General features: G+C 61.1%; 20 protein-coding genes and 1 pseudogene. 10 read left to right on the top strand and 11 right to left on the bottom strand.

Annotated elements, in window-relative coordinates:
- Positions 1-11 precede the first annotated feature (11 nt).
- The 4 genes and pseudogenes from R5R73_RS11770 to R5R73_RS11755 form a co-directional block, all read right to left on the bottom strand.
- Positions 12-308: a lipid-A-disaccharide synthase N-terminal domain-containing protein gene (locus tag R5R73_RS11770; RefSeq protein ID WP_322527615.1), complete on the bottom strand. Its 297-nt coding sequence runs from the start codon at positions 306-308 to the stop codon at positions 12-14.
- A complete protein-coding gene (locus R5R73_RS11765; RefSeq protein ID WP_322527614.1) occupies positions 305-1,120 on the bottom strand; it encodes a glycosyltransferase family 2 protein in 816 nt (271 codons plus the stop codon). The genes R5R73_RS11770 and R5R73_RS11765 overlap by 4 nt, the downstream gene beginning before the upstream one ends.
- A 305-nt stretch (positions 1,121-1,425) precedes the next feature.
- Positions 1,426-1,572, bottom strand: coding sequence for a hypothetical protein (locus tag R5R73_RS11760; protein ID WP_322529595.1), 147 nt, complete (start codon positions 1,570-1,572; stop codon positions 1,426-1,428).
- Positions 1,573-1,861: 289 nt separating this feature from the next.
- Positions 1,862-2,089: pseudogene (locus R5R73_RS11755) on the bottom strand (cyclic nucleotide-binding domain-containing protein); the annotation flags it as partial.
- A 528-nt stretch (positions 2,090-2,617) separates the two neighbouring features.
- Between R5R73_RS11755 and glgP the strand changes: the two are divergent.
- A complete protein-coding gene (glgP, locus tag R5R73_RS11750; protein WP_322527613.1) occupies positions 2,618-5,143 on the top strand; it encodes an alpha-glucan family phosphorylase in 2,526 nt (841 codons plus the stop codon).
- 242 nt (positions 5,144-5,385) lie between these two features.
- Here the strand turns inward: glgP and R5R73_RS11745 are convergent, their stop codons facing one another.
- A complete protein-coding gene (locus tag R5R73_RS11745) occupies positions 5,386-6,459 on the bottom strand; it encodes an NAD(P)-dependent alcohol dehydrogenase (RefSeq protein ID WP_322527612.1) in 1,074 nt (357 codons plus the stop codon).
- Between the two features lie 315 nt (positions 6,460-6,774).
- Here R5R73_RS11745 and R5R73_RS11740 point away from each other — a divergent pair, with 315 nt between their 5' ends.
- Positions 6,775-7,191 (top strand): Hsp20/alpha crystallin family protein, encoded by a 417-nt coding sequence (locus tag R5R73_RS11740; protein ID WP_322527611.1) that lies wholly within the window; start codon positions 6,775-6,777, stop codon positions 7,189-7,191.
- 65 nt (positions 7,192-7,256) lie between these two features.
- Here the strand turns inward: R5R73_RS11740 and R5R73_RS11735 are convergent, their stop codons facing one another.
- The 4 genes from R5R73_RS11735 to R5R73_RS11720 are packed head-to-tail and all read right to left on the bottom strand — an operon-like array spanning position 7,257 to position 12,682.
- On the bottom strand, positions 7,257-8,372 hold the full coding sequence (locus R5R73_RS11735; RefSeq protein ID WP_322527610.1) for an ABC transporter permease: 1,116 nt from the start codon (positions 8,370-8,372) through the stop codon (positions 7,257-7,259).
- A 1-nt stretch (position 8,373) separates the two neighbouring features.
- On the bottom strand, positions 8,374-11,178 hold the full coding sequence (gene rbbA, locus R5R73_RS11730; protein ID WP_416221191.1) for a ribosome-associated ATPase/putative transporter RbbA: 2,805 nt from the start codon (positions 11,176-11,178) through the stop codon (positions 8,374-8,376).
- Positions 11,142-12,218 (bottom strand): HlyD family secretion protein, encoded by a 1,077-nt coding sequence (locus R5R73_RS11725; protein WP_322527609.1) that lies wholly within the window; start codon positions 12,216-12,218, stop codon positions 11,142-11,144. Before R5R73_RS11725 ends, rbbA begins: the two co-directional genes overlap by 37 nt.
- A complete protein-coding gene (locus R5R73_RS11720; protein WP_322527608.1) occupies positions 12,215-12,682 on the bottom strand; it encodes a universal stress protein in 468 nt (155 codons plus the stop codon). Before R5R73_RS11720 ends, R5R73_RS11725 begins: the two co-directional genes overlap by 4 nt.
- Before the next feature lie 198 nt (positions 12,683-12,880).
- Between R5R73_RS11720 and R5R73_RS11715 the strand changes: the two genes are divergently transcribed.
- Positions 12,881-15,610 (top strand): HAD-IC family P-type ATPase, encoded by a 2,730-nt coding sequence (locus R5R73_RS11715; protein WP_322527607.1) that lies wholly within the window; start codon positions 12,881-12,883, stop codon positions 15,608-15,610.
- A 134-nt stretch (positions 15,611-15,744) separates the two neighbouring features.
- On the opposite strand, the gene R5R73_RS11710 is transcribed toward R5R73_RS11715, so the two are convergent.
- On the bottom strand, positions 15,745-16,209 hold the full coding sequence (locus R5R73_RS11710; protein WP_322527606.1) for a universal stress protein: 465 nt from the start codon (positions 16,207-16,209) through the stop codon (positions 15,745-15,747).
- A 153-nt stretch (positions 16,210-16,362) separates the two neighbouring features.
- Positions 16,363-17,439 (bottom strand): PA0069 family radical SAM protein, encoded by a 1,077-nt coding sequence (locus R5R73_RS11705; RefSeq protein WP_322527605.1) that lies wholly within the window; start codon positions 17,437-17,439, stop codon positions 16,363-16,365.
- A 663-nt stretch (positions 17,440-18,102) separates the two neighbouring features.
- On the opposite strand from R5R73_RS11705, the gene R5R73_RS11700 reads away from it, so the two are divergent.
- From R5R73_RS11700 to R5R73_RS11670, 7 genes are all read left to right on the top strand, one after another.
- Positions 18,103-18,405, top strand: a complete 303-nt coding sequence (locus tag R5R73_RS11700) for a diacylglycerol kinase (RefSeq protein WP_322527604.1) — start codon at positions 18,103-18,105, stop codon at positions 18,403-18,405.
- On the top strand, positions 18,390-19,166 hold the full coding sequence (locus R5R73_RS11695) for a phosphatase PAP2 family protein (RefSeq protein ID WP_322527603.1): 777 nt from the start codon (positions 18,390-18,392) through the stop codon (positions 19,164-19,166). The genes R5R73_RS11700 and R5R73_RS11695 overlap by 16 nt, the downstream gene beginning before the upstream one ends.
- Positions 19,163-20,791, top strand: coding sequence for a phosphoethanolamine--lipid A transferase (locus tag R5R73_RS11690; protein ID WP_322527602.1), 1,629 nt, complete (start codon positions 19,163-19,165; stop codon positions 20,789-20,791). The genes R5R73_RS11695 and R5R73_RS11690 overlap by 4 nt, the downstream gene beginning before the upstream one ends.
- Before the next feature lie 169 nt (positions 20,792-20,960).
- Positions 20,961-21,590 (top strand): DedA family protein, encoded by a 630-nt coding sequence (locus tag R5R73_RS11685; protein WP_322527601.1) that lies wholly within the window; start codon positions 20,961-20,963, stop codon positions 21,588-21,590.
- Between the two features lie 46 nt (positions 21,591-21,636).
- Entirely contained in the window at positions 21,637-22,833 is a 1,197-nt protein-coding gene (locus R5R73_RS11680; protein WP_322527600.1) for a purple acid phosphatase family protein, read from the top strand.
- A gap of 119 nt (positions 22,834-22,952) precedes the next feature.
- Positions 22,953-23,609 carry an ABC transporter ATP-binding protein gene (locus tag R5R73_RS11675; protein ID WP_322527599.1) on the top strand — a complete coding sequence of 219 codons (657 nt, stop codon included), beginning with the start codon at positions 22,953-22,955 and terminating at the stop codon, positions 23,607-23,609.
- The gene (locus R5R73_RS11670; RefSeq protein ID WP_322527598.1) at positions 23,606-24,406 is read left to right on the top strand and encodes an ABC transporter permease; all 801 of its coding nucleotides are present in this window, start codon (positions 23,606-23,608) and stop codon (positions 24,404-24,406) included. The genes R5R73_RS11675 and R5R73_RS11670 overlap by 4 nt, the downstream gene beginning before the upstream one ends.
- Positions 24,407-24,497: the final 91 nt, after the last annotated feature.

Below are 24,497 nucleotides of genomic sequence, written 5' to 3'. Positions count from 1 at the left end.
GCGTTTTCCGTTCAGGAGTTCGAGACATCTTCCGGCGAGGCTGTCTGCCGCTGTTCTCGCCGGATCAACATCAGGTTGCGGATGTAGATGATCAACCCGGCACCCTGGCCGGCGATGAACACCGGGTCGCGCCGGTAGATGGCGTAGGCCAGCAGCGTTGCGCCGCCACCCAGGCTGAAAAACCAGAACGCGATCGGGACGACGCTGCGTCTGGCGCGCTCGCTGGCGAGCCATTGAATGATGAAGCGCGCCGAGAACAGCGCCTGGCCAATGAAGCCGATGGTCACCCACAGCCATTCCTGATTCATGGCGCCGGCTCCACGTCGTTCGAATCCGTGCGACTCTCGACGGGCGCCGGCTCGGACTGGGCCGACTCGACGATGGCTGCCGGCAGCCGGCTTCGTCGTCGTAGCCACATCACCCCGACCATGTCCACCAGGCCCACCCATAGGCGGTTGTTGAGGCCGTAATGCGACTCGCCTGCGCCGCGCGGGCGGTGATTGACGGGGACCGAGACGCACTCGCCGCCCTGGGCGCGTACCAGCGCCGGCAGAAAACGGTGCATATGATCGAAATAGGGGAGCAGCAGGAAGGCGTCGCGACGCACCACCTTGAGGCCGCATCCGGTATCGGGTGTCGCGTCGTTGAGCAGCGCCGAACGAACCCGGTTGGCAACCCGGGAAGAGACGCGTTTGATCCAATCATCCCGGCGGTTGGTGCGATGGCCGGCAACCAGTGTCACGTCGCCACGCTGGGCACGCTCGAACAGATTCGGCAGGTCGGCCGGATCGTTCTGACCGTCGCCATCCAGCGTGCCGAGCCAGGTGCCGCGGGCCGCCCAGGCCGCCTGCCAGACCGAGGTGCTCTGTCCGGCGCTGGTTGCATGGCGCAGCGGGCGCAGGCGGGCATCCTTTTCTGCACGCTGTCTCAGCATCTCCCAGGTGCCGTCCGTCGAGGCATCGTCGACCACGATCACCTCATGGTCGATATCGGCGAGCGCCAGGCTGATTTCATCGAGCAGGCCGGGGAGATTGCCGGCTTCATCCTTGGCCGGTATCAGGATCGAGAGCAGGGGTGGCTGAACGGATGACGGGAGGGAGGATTGGAGAGACGAGTGCATCAATGACAATTTTCCTGGCAATGGGACCGGTAAGCGCGGTCCGCCCTGTAACATTCAACGACGTTGCTGACAGAACGCTTCTTCATGCTCGATGAGCACATTCTGTCTTGATGGAAGTGTCGCTTGCAGCCTTCGTGAAAGTCTTGTCTATAAAATAAACCAGACGCGGGCCGACCGCAGCGTGCAGTGCGGGAGCCAATGTGGCGCCATGGTCGCGTTTCAGACTTAAAGAAAGCTTAAAGGGACCGAAAGCTTATCGAGATGCCGGCCATTCTGGCGCGCTGCGCGAAGCGGCCACCGCCGGGCTAACGCTGGTGGGCGACGGTGGATCTGGTCCGGCAGTGAGCGGTCTGGGAGCGTTGATAGAGGATCTCGGGCTGCAGAATGCGAAGCTCCCGACCCTCGAGCGCTATCAGGGACTGCTGCTGCAACCGGCCGAGAATGCGGCTCACCGTTTCGAGGGCGAGCCCCAGATAATTGCCGATATCGGTTGCGGGACATCGGCAAACGGAAGCGCTCGGGGGAATAACCGTAACGCTCGAAACGCCGTGCCAGATCCAGTAGAAAGCTCGCCATTCGCTCGTCGGCGCTCTTGCAGGTCAGCAACCGGATCAGTCGGTGCTCGTCGCTCATGACGCGGCTCATGCTGCGATAGAGCTGGTTGCGCAACTCCGGCATGCGCTCGGCGAGTGTGTCCAGCTGGTGAAAGGGGATCTCGCAGGCCGTCGACCGTTCCAGGGCGATGATGAATCCCGCGTGGCTCCCTTCCTCGATACTTTCCAGTCCCATCAGCTCGCCCGGCAAGTGAAAATGACTGATCTGTTCCTCGCCATCCTGATCGAGCACGACCTGCTTGAAGCTCCCGGAACGAACCGCAAAGATCTGCGTGAAAGTCTCCCCCTGACGGCAGAGCACTTCGCCACGCACCAGCGGCGCCCGGCGCTTGATGATGGCATCGAAGTCTTCCATGGCCTGCGTGTTCAGCGCCAGGGGCAAACATAACGAACTGAGGCTGCAAGTACGACAGTGAGTACCGGGACCGGGGCGGCAAGAGCCGCCAATGGGTGATACCGACATGACGCCACCCCTCGCTTCGTGACTTGTTGACGTATCGAATCTGGCCTTGTGGCAGGGAAACGCCTTGCGCGAATCTGCTGCGTAACGGCGGTAGTAGAGCGAGAAAAGGCAGGGAGTTCAACAGTGATGATGTAAGCGTGCTGTCGCCGCGGACAGGGTTTGTTTACATTCGGCAAACCGAACGGTTACGGAGCGCTCGTCGCTCGATCAGAGGCTTTGATCGTCATCGTCATTCCTTCCCCCGAGCTGTCTTTCCCGCGACCGGCAGCGCGCGGAATTGATCCCGGTCAAGCCGTGGTTTCCGGCAGCGATTTACTCTTCGATAGTGGCTATCCACACTCTCCGATGGGTGACCATCGATCCGACAATGGCGGCGTTCCGTATCGAGCATTTCGGTTGGGTAGTGAAGGAGCATGCACCGTGACATCACCGTACGAACTGCCTGGGGCGGCTATCGAGGGTTTCGATACCCTGGTCGAGCTGGCGCTGGATCTGAGCGGGACGTGGAAGCATGCCACCGACAGGATATGGCGGGAGCTGGATACCACTCTCTGGAATCTGACGCACAACCCCTGGGCGGTGCTGCAGACGGTATCGCACGAGAAACTCGCCCGGACGCTGGCCGATCCGGAGTTTCGAAACCGGCTGGATCAGTTGGCACGTCTCGGGCGCGAGCAGCATGTCGGCCCCAGTTGGTTCGAGCAGAATCACCCCGAGGCGCCTTTCACCGCCGTGGCCTACTTCAGCATGGAATTCATGGTCAGCGAGGCCCTGCCGATCTATTCCGGTGGGTTGGGCAACGTGGCCGGCGATCATCTCAAGGCAGCGAGTGATCTCGGCGTCCCGATCATCGGCATCGGGTTGCTCTACCAGCAGGGCTATTTCCGTCAACTGATCGACAGCGACGGTAATCAACACGCGCTGTATCCCTACAACGATCCCGGCCAGTTGCCCATCATGCCGCTGCGCACCGCGAATGGCGAATGGCTGCGCCTGCAGATCGTGCTGCCGGGCTACTCGGTATGGCTACGGGCCTGGCAGGCCCGCATCGGGCGGGTGACGCTCTATCTGCTGGACAGCAACGACATCGCCAATTATCCCGCCCACCGCGGCATCACCAGTGAACTCTATGGCGGCGATGCCGAGCTCCGGCTCAAGCAGGAGATGGTGCTGGGCATCGGCGGCTGGCGCTTGCTCGAAGCGCTCGATCTGCATCCGCAGGTCTGCCATCTCAATGAGGGTCATGCGGCGCTGGTCGTACTGGAACGGGCGCGCAGCTACATGCAGCGCACCGGCACCGACTTCGAGACGGCACTGACCATTACCCGTGCCGGCAATCTCTTCACCACCCATACCGCGGTCGCCGCCGGCTTCGACCGGTTTTCTCCCGCGCTGATCGCGCAGTACCTGCAGCACTACACCGAACAGCAGCTGAAGATTCCGCTGGCCGAGCTGCTGGCGCTGGGGCGCAGCCGCCCAGAGGATGATGACGAACCTTTCAACATGGCGTGGCTCGCCTGCCGGGGCAGCGGCTTCATCAACGGGGTCAGCCAGCTGCATGCCAGGGTCAGTCGTCATATCTTCCAGCCGCTGTTTCCCCGTTGGCCGACGCCGGAGCTGCCCATCGCTCACGTCACCAATGGCGTCCACATGCCGAGCTGGGATTCGGCGCCGGCCGACGCGCTCTGGACCCGCGCCTGCGGCAAGGGTCGCTGGCTGGGATGCAGCGAGCCGCTGGCGATGAGCATTCGTCACCTCGATGATGCCACCCTGTGGCAGTTTCGGGCCGCGGCCAACCGGGAACTCGTCGAGCAGCTTCGTGAGCGACTGGCACACCAGCTGGCGACGGCTGGTGCAACGCCGGAGGCCATCGAGAGCGCCCGGCAGGTGTTCGAACCGCAAATCATGATATTGGGTTTCGCCCGACGCTTTGCCACCTACAAGCGACCCAACCTGCTGCTTCACGATCCGCAGCGCCTGAAGGCGTTGCTGACCCATCCCGAACGCCCGATGCAGCTGGTACTGGCCGGCAAGGCACATCCGGCGGACAGGACAGGGCAGGCGCTGATCCAGCAGTGGGTGCGGTTCATTCGAGAGGAGAATGTCGGCCATCGGGTGGTGTTCCTGGCCGACTACAACATGCAGCTCACCGAACAGCTGGTCCAGGGCGTCGACGTGTGGCTCAATACCCCGCGGCGCCCGTGGGAAGCCTGCGGCACCAGCGGCATGAAGGTATTGGTCAACGGGGGGCTCAATCTTTCCGAGCTGGATGGCTGGTGGGCCGAAGCCTATGCCCCCGAGGTGGGATGGGCGTTGGGCGATGGTCGCGAGCACGCGGACGACCCCGGCTACGATGCCCAGGAGGCCGAAGCGCTCTATCACCTGCTCGAGCACGAGGTGCTGCCCGCCTTCTATGCCCGCAACGAAGCGGATATCCCGGTGGGCTGGGTGGCACGCATGCGCGAAAGCATGGCACGGCTGACGCCGCTGTATTCCACCAACCGATCGCTTTCCCAGTATGTGGAGCAGTACTACATTCCCCTGGCCGAAGCCTGGCATGGCCGCGTAGCCGATGACGGCGCCCGGGGACGCCGGATCGTGAATCGTCGCCGACAACTGGATCGGCACTGGTCCGAAGTCGCCTTCGAATCGGTGGAGACGGAAAGCGATGGCCATCAGCATCGATTCCGGGCGCGCGTCTCGCTGGGCAAGCTCACTCCGGAGGCGCTTCTGGTCGAGCTCTATGCCGATGGCGTCAGTGGAAGAGCCGCGATTTGTCAGCCGATGATCCAGAACGTGGACTTTTCTCGCAGCGGCGAGGCGATCTACGAAACCCGGATCACCAGTCACCGGCCGGTGACCGATTTTACCGTGCGGCTGCGCCCCGCCCCCATCGACCTGCTCAGTATTCTCGAAGACCCCCGGATTCTGTGGCAGGGCGGCTAGGCTTTGTCTGAAAACTGCCTGCGCTCGGCCATACGGCGTTAAAAATCGGCTCAAAGTACTCATTTACACCGCGTAAACTCCGTCTTTTCACCGATTTTTGCCTTGTCTGACCTTCGCTCGACGACTCTTCAGACAAAACCTAGGGAATTCGGGTAGAAAAGAAGCGATGAAATGCCCGGCTCATCGCTTGATGGCGTTGCGATAGAGCCGGGCCTTCGCGGACGATCGTCTGCCGCTGCACGTCACGGAGTGATGGCGACCTTCAACACGCCGTCACGCTGGTGCGCGAACAGGTCGTAGGCCTCGACGATATCGTCCAGGGCATAGCGGTGCGTGACCAGCGAGGCCGTATCGATCCGGCCGGCCTTGACGATGTCGAGCAGCCGGCGCATGCGCTCCTTCCCGCCCGGGCACAGGGACGTGACGATGCGATGATCGCCGAGACCGGCGCAGAAGGCGTCGAGCGGTATGGTCAGATCCCCGGAATAGACGCCGAGACTGGAGAGCGTGCCGCCGGGCTTGAGCACCCGCAGGGCAGCCTCGAAGGTGGTCTGGGTGCCCAGCGCCTCGATGGCGGCATCGACGCCACGACCGCCGGTCAGGCGAAGGATTTCGCTGACGACATCGACCTGATGGAAATTCAAGGTGATGTCGGCGCCCATGTGGCGAGAGATATCCAGCCGCTGATCGATACCGTCGACGACGATGATGCAGCTGGCGCCGCGCAGCCGGGCGCCGGCAGTGGCGCAGAGTCCGATCGGGCCCTGGGCGAAGATCGCGACGGTATCACCGATGCCGATATTGGCGCTTTCGGCCCCGACGAAGCCGGTCGACATGATGTCGGGACACATCAGCACCTGTTCGTCGCTGAGCCCATCCGGGATCGGGGCCAAGTTGGCCTGGGCATCGGGCACCAGCGCGTATTCGGCCTGCACCCCGTCGATGGTGTTGCCGAAACGCCAGCCGCCCATCGGCTTGTAGCCATGGCCCTGGCAGCCACCATCCTGGGCCGGATGGCCGTCCTGGCAGGCGTAGGAGGTAAAGCCGGGGCAGATCGCGCCGGCAATCACCCGCTGCCCCACGTGATAGCCGCGCACGTTGTCGCCCAGCTCCACGATGGTGCCTACCGGCTCATGGCCGATGGTCAGTCCGGGTTTGACCGGATATTCGCCCTTCATGATGTGCACGTCGGTACCGCAGATGGTGGTGGTCGTGATGCGCAGTAAGGCGTCATTGGGGCCGATGGGGGGTATCGGCTTTTCGGTCAGCTCGATGCGACCGGGCTCGACATAGATGGCAGCTTTCATCGTGGACATGGGTATCTCCTTCGTCTGGTGGACGCTATCGGTAATGACCATGGTGACGAAGTCAGTATCCGCCGGATTGCAGACAGCGGCTTGATTCAGATCAAGCTTGAGCAGGTCGAAAGGAAACGATGGGATCGAAGCGATCTTTACCGATGGATATCAACTATTTGCGGATTCATCGGCCGCGGAAGATGTTACAGGCGAAGCGATCGGCTCGCTTTCTTCAGGAACCTTGACCCAGGTCAAGCTTGGATTCGTGCGGCGGTACACACTGATACCCGGCTTCGGCCATTGTCATCGTCTTGAACAGGGAGCGCACAGGCCATGGAACTCACCACCTGGAATCCTTTCCACGAAATGGAAGCCTTCTTCGATCGCTACAACCGCAACCGTCCGGCGACATCTCGCGATGTCTGGGCGCCGACGGTGAATATCAGCGAGACGGAAAAGGAATACCTCATTACGGCGGAACTGGCGGGAATCGACAGCAAGCATGTCGAGATCACCGTACAGAATAATGTGCTAACGCTCAGGGGCGAACGGCACGACACGAAAGAGAGTAAGGACACCAAACGCCATCTGATCGAAACCAGCTTTGGTCGCTTTTCGCGGAGTTTCTCGCTGCCATCCGATGTCATCGAGGAGCGAATCAGCGCCAAGGGCAAGGACGGCATGTTGACCATTCATGTGCCGAAGGCGGAAATCGCCCCGGCCAAGAAGATCACAGTGAAGGCGGAATGAGCAGGAAGCTCTAAAGCGCAGGATTGCCGCATCGTCGAGCAGACGATGCGGCTTTTTTTATGGTTTCAGGCAAGCGAGCGCCGCAGTCGGAGCAGGGCGACGAGGAAAAAGGCCATACCGATCAGGGTCAGCGCCAGCAGTTGCGGCCAGACGGTTGCCAGGCCGGCATCACGGAACAGAATGTTCTGCCCGAACGCCACGAAGTGGGTGGTCGGCGTCAGCAGCATGAGGTTCTGCACCACCTCCGGCATGCTCTCTCGCGGGGTCATGCCGCCTGAAAGAACCCGTAGCGGAATCAGCGTCAGGATGATCAGCAGTCCCAACTGCGGCATCGAGCGGGAGACGGTACCGAAGAAGATGCCCATCGAGGTGGTGGCGAACAGGTGCAGTATCGCGCCGATCAGAAATAGCGTCATCGAGCCTTGCAGCGGTACGCCCAGCCAGCCACCGACGACGAAGCGCAGCGACAGGAGCGCGGCGACCAGCACCACCAGCCCCATCGACCATACCTTGGCCGCCATGATCTCGAACGGCGTCACCGGCATGACCAGCAAATGCTCGATAGTGCCGTGTTCGCGCTCGCGGATGAGTGCCGCGCCGGTCAGGATGATCGACAGCATGGTGATCTGGTTGATGACCTCGTTGACGGCGCCGAACCAGGATTGGATGAGGTTGGGGTTGTATCGGGTACGAATCACCGCCTGCACAGGATGTGCCGATGGCATGTCGCTGTGCTGCAGGAATGACGCGACCTCGTCGTCGATGATCTGCTGGATGTGTCCGGCGCCGGTGAAGGCCTGGCTGATCTGGGTGGCATCGACATTCAACTGGATCGAGGGCTGCCGGCCGCGCAGCAGGTCATGCTGGAAGTCGGGCGGAAAGTCGAGGGTGAAGGTATAGCGCCCCTTGTCCATGCCGATGTCCATGTCGGCATGGTCGGTCAGCACTGGCTCGAGGAAGTAGGGCAGCTGAAAGGCGTCGATGATGCGTTGCGTGATGGGCGAGCGATCCTCGTCGACCACCGCGATACTGGCCCGGTGGGGCGTTTCCGGAATGCCGTTGGCGCTGGAGTAGACGCTCAGCGTGAAGGTGTAGGCGATCAGCAGGAGCATCGCCGGATCGCGGGCCAGGGTGCGCAGCTCCTTGATGCCCAGTTGCAGGATGTTCGAGAGCGTACTCAACTCATTTTTCCTGCTTCTTCAGGCCGGCCACGCTGGCCAGCAACAGCAGCGGAGACGTGACCAGCAGCGCCAGGAAACTCGGCCATAGCTCGGCGGCGCCGAGCGCCTTGGAGAAAATGCCGCGAGTGATGATGAGGAAGTGGCTGGTCGGGTAGAGATGCCCGATCACCGCGGAAGCACCTTCCAGGGCGGAGACGGGATACAGCAGGCCCGAAAACTGGATTGCCGGAACGACGGTGCCGATGGCCGTGCCAAACACGGCGGCGATCTGGCTGTTGAACAGTGCCGAAACCAGCAACCCGAAGCCGGTGGCGCAGAACACATAGAGCAGGGCCGCCACGCTGAGCATCGCCAGGCTGCCCTTGAGCGGCACGCCGAAGACGAAGACCGAGAGCAATACCAGCAGGAAGAAGTTGAGCATTCCCATGACCACGTAAGGCAGCTGCTTGCCGAGCAGGAACTCCAGGCGGGTGACCGGGGTGACGTAGAAGTTGGTGATCGAACCCAGCTCCTTCTCCCTGACGACGCCAAGGGCGGTGAGCATGGCCGGAATCATCATCAATAGCAGCGGAATCATCGCCGGCACCATCGCCGGCAGGCTTCGCACGTCCGGGTTGTAACGGTAGCGCAGGGCGACCCCGACCGGCCGGCTGTCGTCGCTGCCGGAGGCCTGGGCCAGTTGCTGCAGATAGGTGGCATGGATCCCCTGCACATAACCGATGATGGTCTGGGCCCGGCTCGGCATCGCGCCATCGACCCAGAATGCGACCTGTGGCGAGGCGCCACGCTTGAGATCACGTCCGAACCCGGGCGGAATCTCCACCGCGAGACTGATCTCGCCTCGGCGCAGGCGCTCGTCCATCTCTTCGTAGCTCTGCAGGGGCGCCTTCTCCTTGAAATAGCGCGAGCCCGAAAGGTTGAGGACGTAGTCGTCACTGGTGGTGGTCCGGTCGCGATCGAGCACCGCGAAGGAGAGGTCCTCGACATCCATGTTGATGCCGTACCCCATGATGAACATCAGAATCAGGGTGCCTGCCAGGGCCAGGGTGGCGCGGATCGGGTCGCGCCGCACTTCCATGCCCTCGCGCCGGGCGTAGCTCGACAGCCGACGCCAGCTGAAACGAGGGGGAGCGCCCTTTACCGCTGCGGCTGCGACGGCGATGCTCTCGTGTGTCGCCGGGGGAGCCGCCGCCTCGCTGGCGTCTTTGAATTCGTTGGTGCCTTTGAATTCGCTGGTGCCCTTGAGCTCGCTGGCGTCCTTGAGATAGTCGATGAAGGTCGCTTCCAGATTGTCGTGCCCGCGCCTGGCCATCAATGCCCGGGGCGTGCCGCTGTCGAGTACCTTGCCGGCGTGCATCAGCGAAATGCGGTCGCAGCGCAGCGCTTCGTTCATGAAATGGGTGGAGATGAAGATCGTGACGCCATCTTCGCGCGACATCCGCACCAGCAGCTCCCAGAAGCGATCACGGGCCACCGGATCGACTCCGGAAGTGGGCTCGTCGAGGATCAGGATTTCCGGTTCGTGCAGCATGGCCACGGCCAGGGAGAGACGCTGGCGGATACCCAGAGGCAGGCTGCCCGGCAGTTGCCCCTCGACGCCCTGCAGATCGAACTGTGCCAGCAGTTGCCGGCGACGGGTGGCGTGTCGCTGTGGCGAAAGACGAAACAGCCGCGCGTGCAGGTCGATGTTCTGGCGCACCGTCAGCTCGTTGTAGAGCGAGAACGCCTGCGACATGTAGCCGACCCGGCGCCGGGTTTCGATATGCTCGGGGGCGACCAGCTGTCCGAACAGCCGCGCCTGCCCCTCGTCGAAGGGCAGAAGGCCCGTCAGCATCTTCATGGTGGTGGTCTTGCCGCAACCGTTGGAACCCAGGAAGCCGAAGATCTCCCCGCGTTCGATACGGAAGTCGACATGATCCACGGCGGTGAAGTCGCCGAAGCGCTTGGTCAGACCGTGCGCTTCGATCGCCACCTCGTCGTGGGCCTTGCGGGGCGGGATCTCGAGATCGGTATGTCCCGACCGCTTCTCGGCGGGCAACAGCTGGACGAAGGCGGCCTCCAGCGAATCGCATCCCGTCCGTTCGAGCAGCGTCGCGGGGGCGCCCTGGTCGAGCACCTTGCCGGCATCCATCGCGATCAGCCAGTCGAAGGCCGAGGCCTCGTCCATGTACGCGGTGGCGACGATCACGCTCGTCCGGGCCTGCTGATGGCGTATCCGGGCGATCAGTTCCCAGAACTGGCTGCGTGACAGCGGATCGACCCCGGTGGTGGGCTCGTCGAGAATCAGCAGGTCAGGGTCGTGGATCAGCGCGCAGCAGAGCCCCAGCTTCTGCTTCATGCCGCCGGAGAGCTTGCCCGCCGGACGCTCGGTGAATTTCTCCAGTCCGGTACTGGTCGTCAGGTCGTGGATACGCCGCTCGCGCTCCTCGGCATCCTGGCCGAACAGCCGGGCGAAGAACTCGAGGTTCTCGCGCACGCTGAGCGTGGGATAGAGATTCCTGCCCAGACCCTGGGGCATGTAGGCGATGCGCGGGCCGGTCACGCGGCGCTGGGTGGCGCTGGCCATGTTCGCGCCAAGCACCTGGATCTGCCCCGACTGGATTCGCCTGGCGCCGGCGATCAGCGCCAGCAGGCTGGACTTGCCGACCCCGTCCGGCCCGATCAGGCCCACCATGCGGCGGGCGGGAATGTCGAGCGTCAGCTCCTGGAGGGCCGTACGCTTGCCGTAACGCAGGCTGACCCCCGACAGCGTCGCGACCGCGTCGGCGCTCATCGGGAGACGTTCACGCGCAGTGCTTCCGGCCATTCGGCAGCCGGATCCAGCTTCAGGTAGGCTTCGCCGGGCAACCCTGTCTTCACTTGGCGGATGTGCTCGCGCAGTAGATCGGCGTCGATACGGGCGCGGATGCGAAACATCAGCTTTTCCCGTTCGCTTTCGGTCTCCACCGTCTTGGGGGTGAACTGCGCTTCGCTGGAGACGAAGCTGATCCGGGCCGGCAGCACGTAGTTGGGCAGCGCATCCAGGATCAGGTGGGCGTCGTCGCCCAGCGCGACCCGCCCGGCCTGGCTGGTAGGCAGGAAGAACGTCATGTAGACGTCGGTCAGGTCGATCAGGTTGAGCACCTTGCCGCCGGCCGCCAGCACTTCGCCGGGCTCGCTCACGCGATACTGCACCCGGGCCAGCCGGTCGGAGCGCAGCAGGCTGTCCTCGATGTCCGACTGGACGCGCTCGACATTGGCCTGGGCGGCGTCGATCGCCGATTGGGCTTCGATCACCTGGGAGCGGGCCGCTGCCACGCTGGCCTGGGCCGCCGCCACCTCCGCCTGGGAGGCCGACAGCGCGGCGCGGGCGCTCTGCATCGTTGCGCGGTCGTCGTCCACTTGCTGATACGAGATCACGTGGCGCTGCAGCAGCGCACTGGAGCGCTCGAAGCGTTTCCGGGCGGCGTCGAGCTCGGCTTCACGCTGATGCACCGTCGCTTCGGCGGCTGCCTGGTGACTCTGGTTCTGGGCCACGCCGGCACGGGCGGTCTGCAAGGCGTTGCGGCTGCGCTGCAGCTCTGCCTCGGCCTGGCGTCGCTCGGCTTCCAGACTTCGCGTATCCATGCGTGCCACTACCTGACCCGGTTCGACGAAGTCGCCTTCGTTGACCAGGATTTCCGCCACCCGCCCGGCGAGCTTGGTGGCGACGTCGATCTCGGTCGCTTCGATGCGGCCGTTACCGCGAGCGAAGGCCTCGCCCAACCCCTCGGGCTGGAGCCAATACCAGAGTGTGACGCCAGCCAGGAGAAGACCGGCGCCGACGACCAGCCAGCGCAGGATGGCAAAGGGGAACGAACGTTTCATGCGCCTGCGTGTGGCTGTCCATGAACGCTGATCACCGTGCATCCGGCGACATGGCTGACCTTGTGCGAAACGCTGCCGACCAGTAGGCCTTTGATGTCACTGAGCCCGCGGCTGCCCATGACGATGGCGTCGACGCCGAGTCGTCTGGCTTCCTCGATAATGGTTCCCGCCGGAGAGCCCAGACGCAGCAGGGTCTGTACGCCGTCTTTCGGCGCGCCGTCCGGCATTAGCGCCATGGTGCGGTCGAGAATGTCGCGTCCTTCCTTTTCGGCGTTATCGTTGACGGCTTCTCGCACGATCTGCTGCACCCGGTAGTCGCCGCCGTATTGCATCGGCGCAAAGGGCTCGATCACGGTCAACAGGTGGATCGTGCACTGGCCGGGTTCGGCCAGTCGACAGGCGACTCGTAGCGCAGCCTGGGCGTAGTCGGAACCATCGACGGGGACCAGCAGTGACCTGAACATGGCTTGCACCTCGCGGTTGGCAACGGGATGTCGACTGTGTGTAGCGAGGTTATCGGGCTGGTCGGCGAGCAGATTTGACCGGCATCAAGAAAGCATCGAATGGCCGGGGATAGGCTGAGCGGCAATGATCGCACCCGCGCGATCATGCCTGAATCCCGGGTATCCGACCCGAGGGTCGGCCCTTCGGGAGATGCAGCGATGGAGCCCAGACAGTGGCATACCCTGGCCACGGACAGGGTGCTGAGCGAGCTGGATTCGGCGATGACCGGCTTGAGCAGCGATCAGGCCGGTATCCGCCTGCGCAGCGGCGGGGCAAACCGGCTGCCGGCGCCGCCGAAGCGCAGTCTGACCAGGCTGTTCCTGTCCCAGTTCCACAACGTGCTGATCTACGTGCTGCTGGGATCGGCGCTGATCACGACACTGCTCGGTCATGTCGTGGATACCGCGGTCATCCTGGCCGTCGTCGTCATCAATGCCGTCATCGGCCTGATTCAGGAGCATCGTGCCGAGCGGGCGCTGGCCGCCATCCAGGAACTGCTGGCACCGTACGCGACGGTGCTGCGCGACGGCGGGCGATGCCGGGTGAACGTCGAGACCCTGGTGCCCGGAGACATCGTGCTGCTGGAAGCCGGGGATCGGATCCCTGCCGATCTGCGACTGCTGCAAAGTCATGGGCTGAGCATTCAGGAATCGGTGCTCACCGGCGAATCGACGGCAGTGGAAAAGCACACCGATCCGGTTTCCGCGTGGGCGGAGCTGGCCGAACGCGGCTGCATGGCCTTCGGCGGCACGCTGGTGGTCGGCGGTCAGGGGCTGGGCGTCGTGGTGGCGACGGGTATCGCCACCGAGATGGGCCGGATCAGCCGGCTGCTGGCCCATGTCACGCCCAGGACCACGCCGCTGGTCAGGCAGATGAATAGCTTTGCCCGCTGGCTGACGCTGATCATTCTGGTGCTGGCGGCTGCCGTGATGGCGCTGGGCCATTTCCTCTGGGATTACCCCTTCGGCGAGCTGTTCACCGCTGTCGTGGGGCTGTCGGTGGCGGCGATTCCGGAAGGGCTGCCGGCGGTACTGACCATCACGCTGGCGCTGGGAGCCCAGGCGATGGCGCGGCGCAACGCCCTGATACGTCATCTGCCGGCGATCGAGACGCTGAGCAGTGTCTCCGTCATCTGCACGGACAAGACCGGCACGCTGACGCGCAACGAAATGGTGGCCACCGAACTGGTGACCGTGGACGAGCGCTTCACCATCGACGGCGTAGGGTATGGGCCGGATGGCGCGATCCGGGGGGCTGCGCCGATGGATCTCCGGGCCAGCCTGCGGCTGCAGGAACTGGCGTGGGTCGCGGTGCTGTGCAATGACGCCGCGCTGCAGCACAGCGACGGTATCTGGCGGGTCGAGGGCGATCCGATGGAGGGCGCACTGCTGACCCTGGCCGCGCGAATGGGGATGAGCCGCCCCGAAGCCCATCGCTGCTGGGTACGCACCGATGTATTGCCATTCGATGCCGAACACCGCTACATGGCGACCTTGCATCACGATCATGAGCGTCACGCCCGCCTGTTCATCAAGGGCGCCCCGGAGCGGGTGCTGGCGATGTGCAGTCGAGTTCGCACCGCCGATGGCGGGGAGACGATACTGGACCACGCCTGGTGGCACGCGCAGGTCGAGGCGTTGGCCGGTCGTGGCCTGCGAGTGCTGGCCCTGGCGACGCGCAGGGTGCCGGTCTCGCAGACCGTGCTTTCCCACGCCGATGTGGAAGGCGGCATCATTCTGCTGGGGCTGGTCGCCATGATGGACCCGCCGCGCCCGGAAGCCGTGGCCGCCATTGCCGAATGCCGGCGTGCGGGAATCGGTGTGCGCATGATCACCGGCGATCACGCCGCCACCGCGGCGGCCATTGGGCAGATGATCGGGCTGGAGCGCACCCGGCGAGTCATCACCGGTGCCGAACTGGAGGCGATGAGCGACGACGAGCTCGCCGCGGCGGCAATGGAAACGGACGTCTTTGCCCGCACCAGCCCCGAGCACAAGCTGCGGCTGGTCATGGCGCTGCAGGCGCGAGGCATGACCGTGGCGATGACCGGCGACGGCGTCAACGATGCCCCGGCGCTCAAGCGTGCCGATGTCGGCATCGCCATGGGGCGCAAGGGCAGCGAAGCGGCGCGGGAAGCGGCCGATATCGTGCTGGCCGACGACAACTTCGCCTCCATCGTGGCCGCGGTGCGCGAAGGCCGCAACGTCTACGACAAGATCGTGCGGGTGATCGCCTGGACCTTGCCGACCGGTGCCGGCGAGGCCGCCACCATCGTGACGGCGCTGCTGTTTGGCATGGTATTGCCGGTCACGCCGGTGCAGATTCTCTGGGTCAACCTGATCACGACCGTCACGCTGGGTCTCTCCCTGGCTTTCGAATCCGGCGAGGCGGGCGCCATGCAACGTCCGCCACGCTCGCCCGATGCGCCGCTGCTGGGGCTGGCCTGGCTATGGCATATCGGGCTGGTGACGGCGCTCTTTCTGCTGGGCACGTTCGGCATCTACGCCTGGGCCATCGAGCGGGGCCACGACATCGCGCTGGCGCGCACCATGGCGATGAATACCCTGATCGCGATGGAAATCAGCCACCTGTTCTTCATCCGCAGCATTCACGACTCGGCCTTCAGCCTGCGGATCCTGCGCGGTACCCGGGCGCTCTGGGTCGCCATCGGCATCGTCGTGGCGTCGCAGGCCGCCATGAACTGGCTGCCACCGATACAGGCGGTGTTCGGAACCCGCACCATTCCGCTCCTCGACGGGATGGCGATTCTGGCCGTGGCCGTTTTGCTGCTGCTGGCGGTGGAGACCGAAAGACAACTGCGGCGCAAATTCAAGGCGGGTCGTCGTGACGATACCCCACCATCCGACGAGCAAGAGGCAATACGCTGATGGAAACCGACCTTCGGCTGTTTCTGGCAAACGCCGGATACCGCGGACGCGGATTTCGTGTCGGCCTGCAAAACGTCGGGCTGTTGGCGTTGTCGCCGCCCGACGTCGCAGAGCAGGAAGGGGAGATGGATTTTTTACCCGGCACGGCGCTGATGGATGCTGATGACCATGCAATGGGCGACATGAGTGACCTTGTGCGACACGCTGCCGACCAGCAACCCTTTGATGTCACTGAGCCCTCGGCTACCCATGATGATGGCATCCACCTCGAGTCGCTTGGCTTCCTCGATAATCACCTCGGCTGGCGAGCCCTGCTTGACCAGGGTATCGAACTCGTTTTCGTAGCCTGGCATGGAGGTAATCTCTTTCAGCGCCTCCGCGATGATCGCTTCTCCCTCCTTTTCGGCGAGCTCCACCGAAACTGCCTTGATCGCGGCCGCGACGGTCAACATTTCTCCCTGATAGAGATCCGGATAGGGATCGCGCACGTTCAATACATGGATCTTGCCTTGAACCGGAGCCGCCAGTTGGCAGGCGATCTTGAGCGCGGCGTGGGAGTCTTCCGATCCATCGATCGGGACCAGCAGTGAGCTGAACATGGCGCGTACCTCGCAGAGGGCGATGGATTACGAACTTGGCTTGCTCGAGCCAAGTTATCCGCTCGACCACTGTCCAGCTTGACCTGTATCAAGAAAGCATCGAATAGCCCGTGGACGGCATGCCTCCTGGGCATGTCGGCCAGACAGGAGACATCAACCGAACAGATCCTGCTGGGCATGAGGCGCTCGGAATCGCGTGGTGTCCAGGCCCAGATTGGCGCGCCGTTCCAGCCCCAGGCGAGAGGCCGCCCGGCGAAAACGCTGGCCGATCATGTCCACGAACAAGCCGTCGCCGTGCATGCGGTGGCCGAAGCGGCTGTCGTTGCTTTGGCCCCCGCGGGATTGGCGGATCAGGCTCATCACCTTGCCCGCGCGCTCCGGGTAGTGCTCCTCGAGCCAGGCTTCGAACAGCGGCGCCACCTCGCGGGGCAATCGCAACAGCGTCCAGCTGGCGGTGCGGGCGCCGGCGTCGGCGGCACGAGTCAGCAGCGTCTCGATCTCGCTGTCGTTGATGGCGGGGATTACCGGCGCCACCAGCACACCCACCGGTACCCCGGCTTCATGCAGCTCCCGAATGACCTTGAGCCGTGCCGCGGGAGAGGCAGTGCGCGGCTCCAGGGTGCGTTTCAGTTCGTTGTCGAGCGACGTCAGGCTGACGAACACCCGGACCAGCCGCTCGCGCGCCATCTCGGCGAGCAGTTCCCGATCACGCAGAATCAGAGCGCTCTTGGTCACCAGCGTGACCGGATGGCGGCACGCCAGCAGCAGTTCCAGCAGCGAGCGGGTGGTGCCATATTGAGTCTCGATCGGCTGGTAGCAGTCAGTGTTGCCGGAGAGATTGATCGGCCGGCAGACGTAACCGGGTTTGCATAGCTCCTCGCGCAGGCGATCCACCATGCCAGTCTTGGCGATCAGCCGCGTTTCGAAATCGATGCCGGGAGACAGGTCCCAGTAGGCGTGGCTAGGGCGGGCATAGCAATAGATGCAGCCGTGCTCGCAGCCACGATAGGGATTGAGCGAGCGATCGAAGCCGAGATCCGGCGACTGATTCCAGGAGAGCGCCGAGCGTGGGGCTTCGAACTGGACCTGAGTGGCGATCCGGCCAGGCACTTCCTCCTGCCACCAACCGTCGTCTTCCGCGACGCTGTGAGTCGGTTGAAACCGGTTGTCTGGATTGTAGGTCGCGCCGCGACCCTTGATGGGCCGGGAAGGGCGAGAGGGAAACGACATGGCAGCGACTCCTGTGGCTGGCCACTGTTGGCTGTCTATTTATACAGTATTTTGCGCGAATCGTGCCAATTTGGCAAGTTGGGATGCTGTGCCATCCTGGTCCCTCTCGGCGCCGATACGTCTGCGACCGACCCGAAGTTAGGAAAACACTGCATAAATGTCTGCGCGGGCAAATCACTTCGTTGTGCGGTGCGCGGAATCCTCACCTATACCCCATAGGCTCCGGTTCCTGTGCTCCGTACGCCTCGTGTTTTACGCCGCTCGCCAATTTATTCAGCGCTTCCTTAGATAAAAATTTTTCCTGCCAAGCATTTTCATGACGGTTTTAAAAAACGTTATACATTTCATGTGAACTAAACCGTGCCTGTCGATCAACTCATGGAGATAACTTGCCTTCATGATTAAAGATTGGCTCTGTTATTTTTTGCTCAAGGAGCACGACGGTCTTAACCGGACCTTAAATGGGGAAGGTATTTTACTGAAGCTGGTAATTTTACCTTAAGACGTCTCCACCATTATCCGCCCTCTAGAGCCAGCCCAAGCCATGGATAGCTGGCAATCCGACTTTAGAGAGGCCAAGCCTGAGTGAAGACAACGAGCGACCACGCTGTCATTCCTGCGCACAAAGGAGTGATGAGGATTCTATACGCAGCGAAGTACTCCTTGGCAGGCCTCAAGCATGCCTGGCAACAGGAGGCGGCATTCCGGCAGGAGGTGGTTTTGTGTTTGCTCTGCCTCCCTGTGGTTTTGATGGCGGATGTCTCAGGGTTGGAAAGAGCGATGCTCTTCGGCACGGCGATAATGGTCATTATTGTCGAACTGATAAATTCAGCGCTTGAAGCCGTAGTGGATCGGATCGGATTTGAATATCACCCTCTCAGCGGCAATGCCAAAGACATGGGGTCGGCATCCGTCCTCGTGAGTCTGGTTTTGATGGTAGGAGTCTGGCTATGCATTCTCCTGTAAATTTCGAACGCCATCTTTTGAGACTGTTTTATGGGTGGCTGTTTTTTATCCCTGTTTTGATGATATTCAAACTCGTTGGCGTCGATTTTCACGTCGCCGATTATCTTTATCGCCTGGAAGGCGGGCAGTGGTTGCTCAAGGACAACGTCATCGCCAAGTCCGTTTTTCATGATGACGGTCGCCTCTTGAGCGAGTTGATGGGTGTATTGCTGATCGGATTTACCGTGGCTTCTTTCCTGAAGGAAGGCCTGAGTCACTGGCGCCGCCCTCTGCTTTATCTGATAGCGGCCGTCACGGCATCAACCGTGACGGTGAGTCTTATCAAGAACGCCATTAGCATGGACTGCCCCTGGGATCTTGCACGCTACGGGGGCGATCTGCCTTTCGTTGGTCTCTTCGAAACTCGGCCTGCCGGCATGCCCGATACGGCGTGTTTCCCCGCGGGGCACGCCAGCGCGGGCTATGCCTGGGTGGCCCTGTATTTTTGCCTCGCCGTCAGAGCGCCGCGCTGGAGGTATCTTGGCCTTGCTCTGGGGCTAGGTATGGGTTTGGCCTTTGGCGTTGATCAGCAACTCAGAGGCGCCCATTTTTTATCCCATGATCTTTTCACGCTCATGATCTGCTGGACATGCAGCACCGTCCTGGGATGGCTGATGTTGAGGAACCTCGGTATTGGCCCCAAGTCGAGTAGAACACTTGACTCAGCGACCTACCGTCACGATTCAAGCCCCGTTAATCACGCAAAAAAGGAGGGGGCATGAGCAAAATCGTTGGCTTGCTGAGACGTCGCCCTGTCGTCAGCCCTGAACTTCTGACGTTAATCGTCTCGATCTCGTTTACGCTTTTTTATAACGCCACGTTCTGGGAGAAGGTGTTTGAACTACATTCACCGGATCTGCCAGGGTCATGGTTGACGTTGATAGGGTACGGCGTATTGATGACGCTGATCCAATACGTCGTTTTTATGTTGTTTGCAACGCGTTATACCGTCAAACCGGTCATGATTGTATTGATACTGGTGGCGGCCAGTGTCAGTTATTTTACGACGACTTATCACACCTATTTCGACACGACGATGGTCGTCAATACGTTACAGACGGACACGCGTGAAGCAGGTGAATTACTGACGTTGGGCTTGTTCAATCATCTGCTCATCTTTGGCATATTACCCATCGTGGTTTTGCTCAGGCTAAAGGTATCCAGGAGTCGTTGGAAGGTTGCGCTTATCAGAAAGGTCGCTTATTTCTCGGGTGGCATAGTCCTGTTGATCGGGAGTGCGTTGTTGATCTACCAAAGCCTTTCTTCGGAGATGCGAAACAACCCGGAAATGCGCTATTTGTTGACGCCTGGAAACTACGTCGTCTCCTTGGTCAGGGTATTGACCGCCAACGAGAATAATCATCTCGAGAAAAAAATCCCGTTGAGCACTGAAGCGACCTACGTGGGTGACGCCAAGCCCAAATTGATAGTCATGGTGGTGGGTGAGACGGTCCGTGCGGCCAACTGGGGGCTCAACGGTTATGATCGGCAGACGACGCCGGAGCTTGCCAAGCGCGACCTGGTCAATTATCCCGATGTGAACTCCTGTGGTACGAGTACGGCCGTCTCGGTCCCGTGCATGTTTTCTCCGTGGGGGCGGGACAATTATGACGGCAATGCCATAGAACAGCATGAATCACTTCTGGACGTGCTGAAGCTGGCGGGATTCGATGTGCTTTGGATCGATAACCAGTCCGGATGTAAAGGCGTTTGCGATCGGGTGACGAATATCAAGACGGATTCATCAAAGCTTCAGTCAGGGTGTACACAAGGTGAATGCTTCGACGATTCGCTGCGCGAAGCGCTGGAAGAGAAAACTAAAGATCTCAAGAAGAACACCGTCGTCGTTCTGCATGAAATGGGCAACCATGGCCCCAGCTATTACAAGCGCTATCCCAAGGCGTATGAGAAGTTTACGCCAGTGTGTCGCAAAGATGATCTCAGCCAATGTGATGCGCAAAGTATCAAGAACGCCTACGATAATGCGATACTGTATAATGACCATGTCTTGTCCGGGATGATCGACTATCTGGAAAAACAGAACACCGTCGATGCGACGTTGCTTTACGCGTCTGACCATGGAGAATCGCTGGGAGAGAATGGGGTCTATCTCCATGGGTTACCCTATTTGATTGCCCCTGACGAGCAGACGCACGTGCCCATGATCTGGTGGCTTTCCAAGTCTATTCTGCGCGATGAAGGGATCGACTACGGCTGTATTCAGTCAAAGGCCAAGTCGCATCATAGTCACGCCAATCTGTTTCATACCATCCTGGGGTTGGCTCAGATAAAAACTGATGTTTACGATCCAAGTTTGGACATGGCCGCTTCCTGTCACTCTTCTTGATAATGACAGGAGCTCCAACCGGGGTCCCTGTCTAGTTTGTTCAATCGAAGCGAGTCGTCGTTTGCGTGTTTTACCGAACAGAGTCACCCGTTTCGGGGTGGACTCGCCATGAAGCCCAAGGCTTCAGTCATGCCGAGCGCCTCTTTTCAAGCTACGGAGCACTTGTCTCGTGATCGATTTCATTTTACATCTGGATCAGTATCTTGAGACTCTGATTCAGCAGTACGGTGTCTGGGTGTATGCCTTGCTGTTTGCCGTTATCTTCTGTGAGACAGGGTTCGTTGTTACTCCCTTCCTCCCCGGCGACTCGCTGTTGTTCATTGCCGGTGCTTTCGCGGGGCTGGGTAGCCTCAACCCATGGCTACTGGGGGTTATACTTTTTCTGGCTGCCGTACTTGGCGATACCGTCAATTACTGGATCGCGCGCACCTGGGGAATACGGCTGTTTGCCAATCCTGACTCTAAAGTCTTCCGGCGCGACTATCTGCTGCGTACCGAGGATTTTTTTGCTCGCCACGGGGGTAAAACGGTCACGTTGGCTCGGTTCGTGCCTATCATTCGTACCTTTGCGCCCTTCGTGGCGGGACTCGGTCATATGCGTTATTCCCCATTCCTGGGGTTCAACATGCTGGGCGCGCTACTATGGGTCAGTATTTTGCTGTCACTGGGCTATTTCTTCGGCAATATTCCGTTTCTTAAACACAACATCGACTTGCTAAGCCTTGGCGTCATTATTATCTCTTTGTTGCCGATTGCGTTTGAGATGCTGCGTCATCGTCTGTCGAAATCATCACGTTGACGATGTGCAGCGCAGCGCGATGAATAGTTCTTGGGAGTCGTAAAGTGTGAAAATTACCGGGCACAAACCATCCGAAATCCGCAAGTGGCTGACATATGCTCTCGTTGGCATCGTTGTGCTGGTGTTGGCAGGCGCATCGATCGGCGCGGTAATTCTGAAAAGGCATGGCTACTCGATCGCCGATTATCTTCCCGGTACGGTGGCGCTTCAGGTTCCGCCTTATGTGCAAAACGTGACCCGCAATTCAGCTTCCGTGCTGTGGAATACCACTAAGCCAAGCGATACGAGTGTCAGCTACGGGATAACTTCGGATCTAGGCAACACGGTTTCCGGTCAGTCGGGGCGTAGACATGAGGTCAAGCTAACCGACTTGAAGGCGGATACCCTGTATTATTATCAGGTCCAGGATAAAGGCCCGCTTGATGATATTCACACCTTCCGGACGGCCCCGGATGCCGAGGCCACTATCAGGTTCGCCGCGCTCGGCGATAGTGGCGATGCAAGCGACGGGCAGTATCAGATGGCAGCCATCATCGCCAAGAGCCTTCCGCAACTGGTGCTCCATCTCGGCGACGTGGTCTACAAGACCGGAGCCGAACGCCAGTACGACTCGCGCTTCTATCTTCCCTACGAGGGATTGCTGAGCTCGATACCCTTCTATCCGTCGCTGGGTAATCACGATGTGCGCACGGACGATGGCCAGCCCTACCTGAATGCCTTTGATCTTCCGACGAACAACCCGCAGCAGACCGAACGTTACTACTCGTTTGACTATGGTCCCGTACATTTTGTCGCGCTCGATAGCGAGCTGTATGCCGGAGACCATTCTTTATCGACGCAGGCCCAGAAGGATTGGCTAAAAAAGGACCTCGACCAACGCCAGCGTCCGTGGACGATCGTCTTCCTTCATCGGCCGCCGTTCAGTTCCTCGTTGGGCCCTCATCCGGGTGGAGATGCACGCATACGTCAGGATCTGGTACCGATATTCGAGCGCGCCAACGTCGATCTCGTGCTCACCGGTCATCAGCATAACTACGAACGACTCAAACCGATCAATGGCGTCAGCTATATCGTCTCCGGCGGGGGTGGCGCGGATCTATATCCGATCGAGCCCGGTAAACGCTCGGCCTATGCCGTGTCTCGACTCAACGTGCTCGAGCTCAAGGCATCGCCCCACGAGTTGAAGGTCGATGCCATCGGAGAAGACGGCGCCGTGTTCGATAGCATTCGGTTAACCCGATAGCGAGCGGATCGGGGTCAGTCGAGGTTTCGAAGCAGGAACGTGATTCGCGTTTTTCGCCAACGATGGGATGAGTTTCCGATAATATCAACGTTTGCGGTAACGCTGAAGGAGGGCGCGTCTTGATCGACAACGACAACGACAACGACAACGACAACGACAACGACAACGACAACGACAACGACACGTTGCGGCTACGGCAGGTCTGTGTCGGTGAGCTAAAGGATGTCTCGATCACCATCGCGCCCGGCGAAATCAATTGTCTCTCCGGTGCCTCCGGCTCTGGCAAGAGCCGGCTGATGCGCGCAATCGCGGATCTCGAGCCGCACCAAGGTCAGATTTCGCTGGGCGATCAGGATCAGTCACAGGTGGCCGCTCACCGTTGGCGGGGCTGGGTGATGCTGGTACCCGCGGAAAGTCAGTGGTGGGCGGAGACCGTGGGGGAACATTTCCCGACGCCGCCGGTAGCCGCCAGTTTGGCAGCGCTGCGACTCGATGACGATATCCTGAGCTGGCAGATCATTCGGCTATCTTCCGGGGAGAAACAGCGTCTGGCGCTGCTTCGCGCCATCGTCCATACCCCTCGTGCCTTGTTGCTGGACGAGCCCACCGCCAATCTCGACGGCGAAACGACACGTCTTGCCGAATCCTGGGTACGCGAACTGGCCCGCCAACACCGGCTACCAGTGCTATGGGTCGCTCACGATCCGGGCCAGATCGGGCGCGTGGCCGACTTTCACTACCGTATCGATGGCTCACGGCTCGAGGCAGTGATATGAAAATCATCGATCTCAATGGATGGCAGCTGGGCTTGGCCGCCTTGCTGGTAATCATGTTGTCGCTATGTACGCACCTGGCACGCCTCGGTGTTGGCAGGGCGCTGCTGATCGCCGCTGTTCGTACCGCAATCCAGCTATCGCTGATCGGGCTGGTGCTGGAGGCGTTGTTCGCCACGGCCGCCATCAAGTGGGTGGCACTGATGGCCATAGCGATGGTGTTGATCGCCGGGCGTGAGGTGATGGCGAGACAGAAGCGCCGGCTGACCGCCGGCTGGACCTTCGCCATCGGCACGCTCTCGATGTTCGTGTCGACTTTCGTGGTCACGATATTGACGCTGACGGTCATCATCGGCCCCTCTCCCTGGTATACCCCGCAGTATGCCATTCCGCTATTGGGCATGATGCTGGGCAATGCCATGACCGGGGTCGCGCTGGGGCTGGATCGGCTAACCGAGACGGTGTGGCGGCAGCGCGCGGTGATCGAGAATCGCTTGATGCTGGGCCAGCCCTGGCACGAGGCAGTGGGCGATATTCGCCGCGAAGCCATGCGTAGCGGGATGATGCCCACGATCAATTCCATGGCGGCGGCGGGTGTCGTCAGCCTGCCCGGCATGATGACGGGGCAGATTTTGGCGGGGAACTCACCGACCCTGGCGGTGAAATATCAGATACTGGTGATGTTCATCATCACCGCGGGGACCGGCTTCGGCACGCTGCTCGCCGTGGCAGCCGGCAGTCGTCGCCTGTTCGACGCCCGCCAGCGCCTGCGGATCGACCGCCTCAGTGCGCCGCGTTGAAGTCCAGCGGAACGGCACTGCAGCCAATCTTGCGTGATGCTTTATAAGTTCGAAGCTCATACTGGCTTATCGTCGCGTCGAGCAAGAGGCT

Source organism: Salinicola sp. LHM, from assembly GCF_034479735.1.
Classification (GTDB): domain Bacteria; phylum Pseudomonadota; class Gammaproteobacteria; order Pseudomonadales; family Halomonadaceae; genus Salinicola; species Salinicola salarius.
The sequence above is the reverse complement of the archived record's forward strand: the minus strand, read 5'-3'. Positions and strand labels throughout refer to the sequence as shown.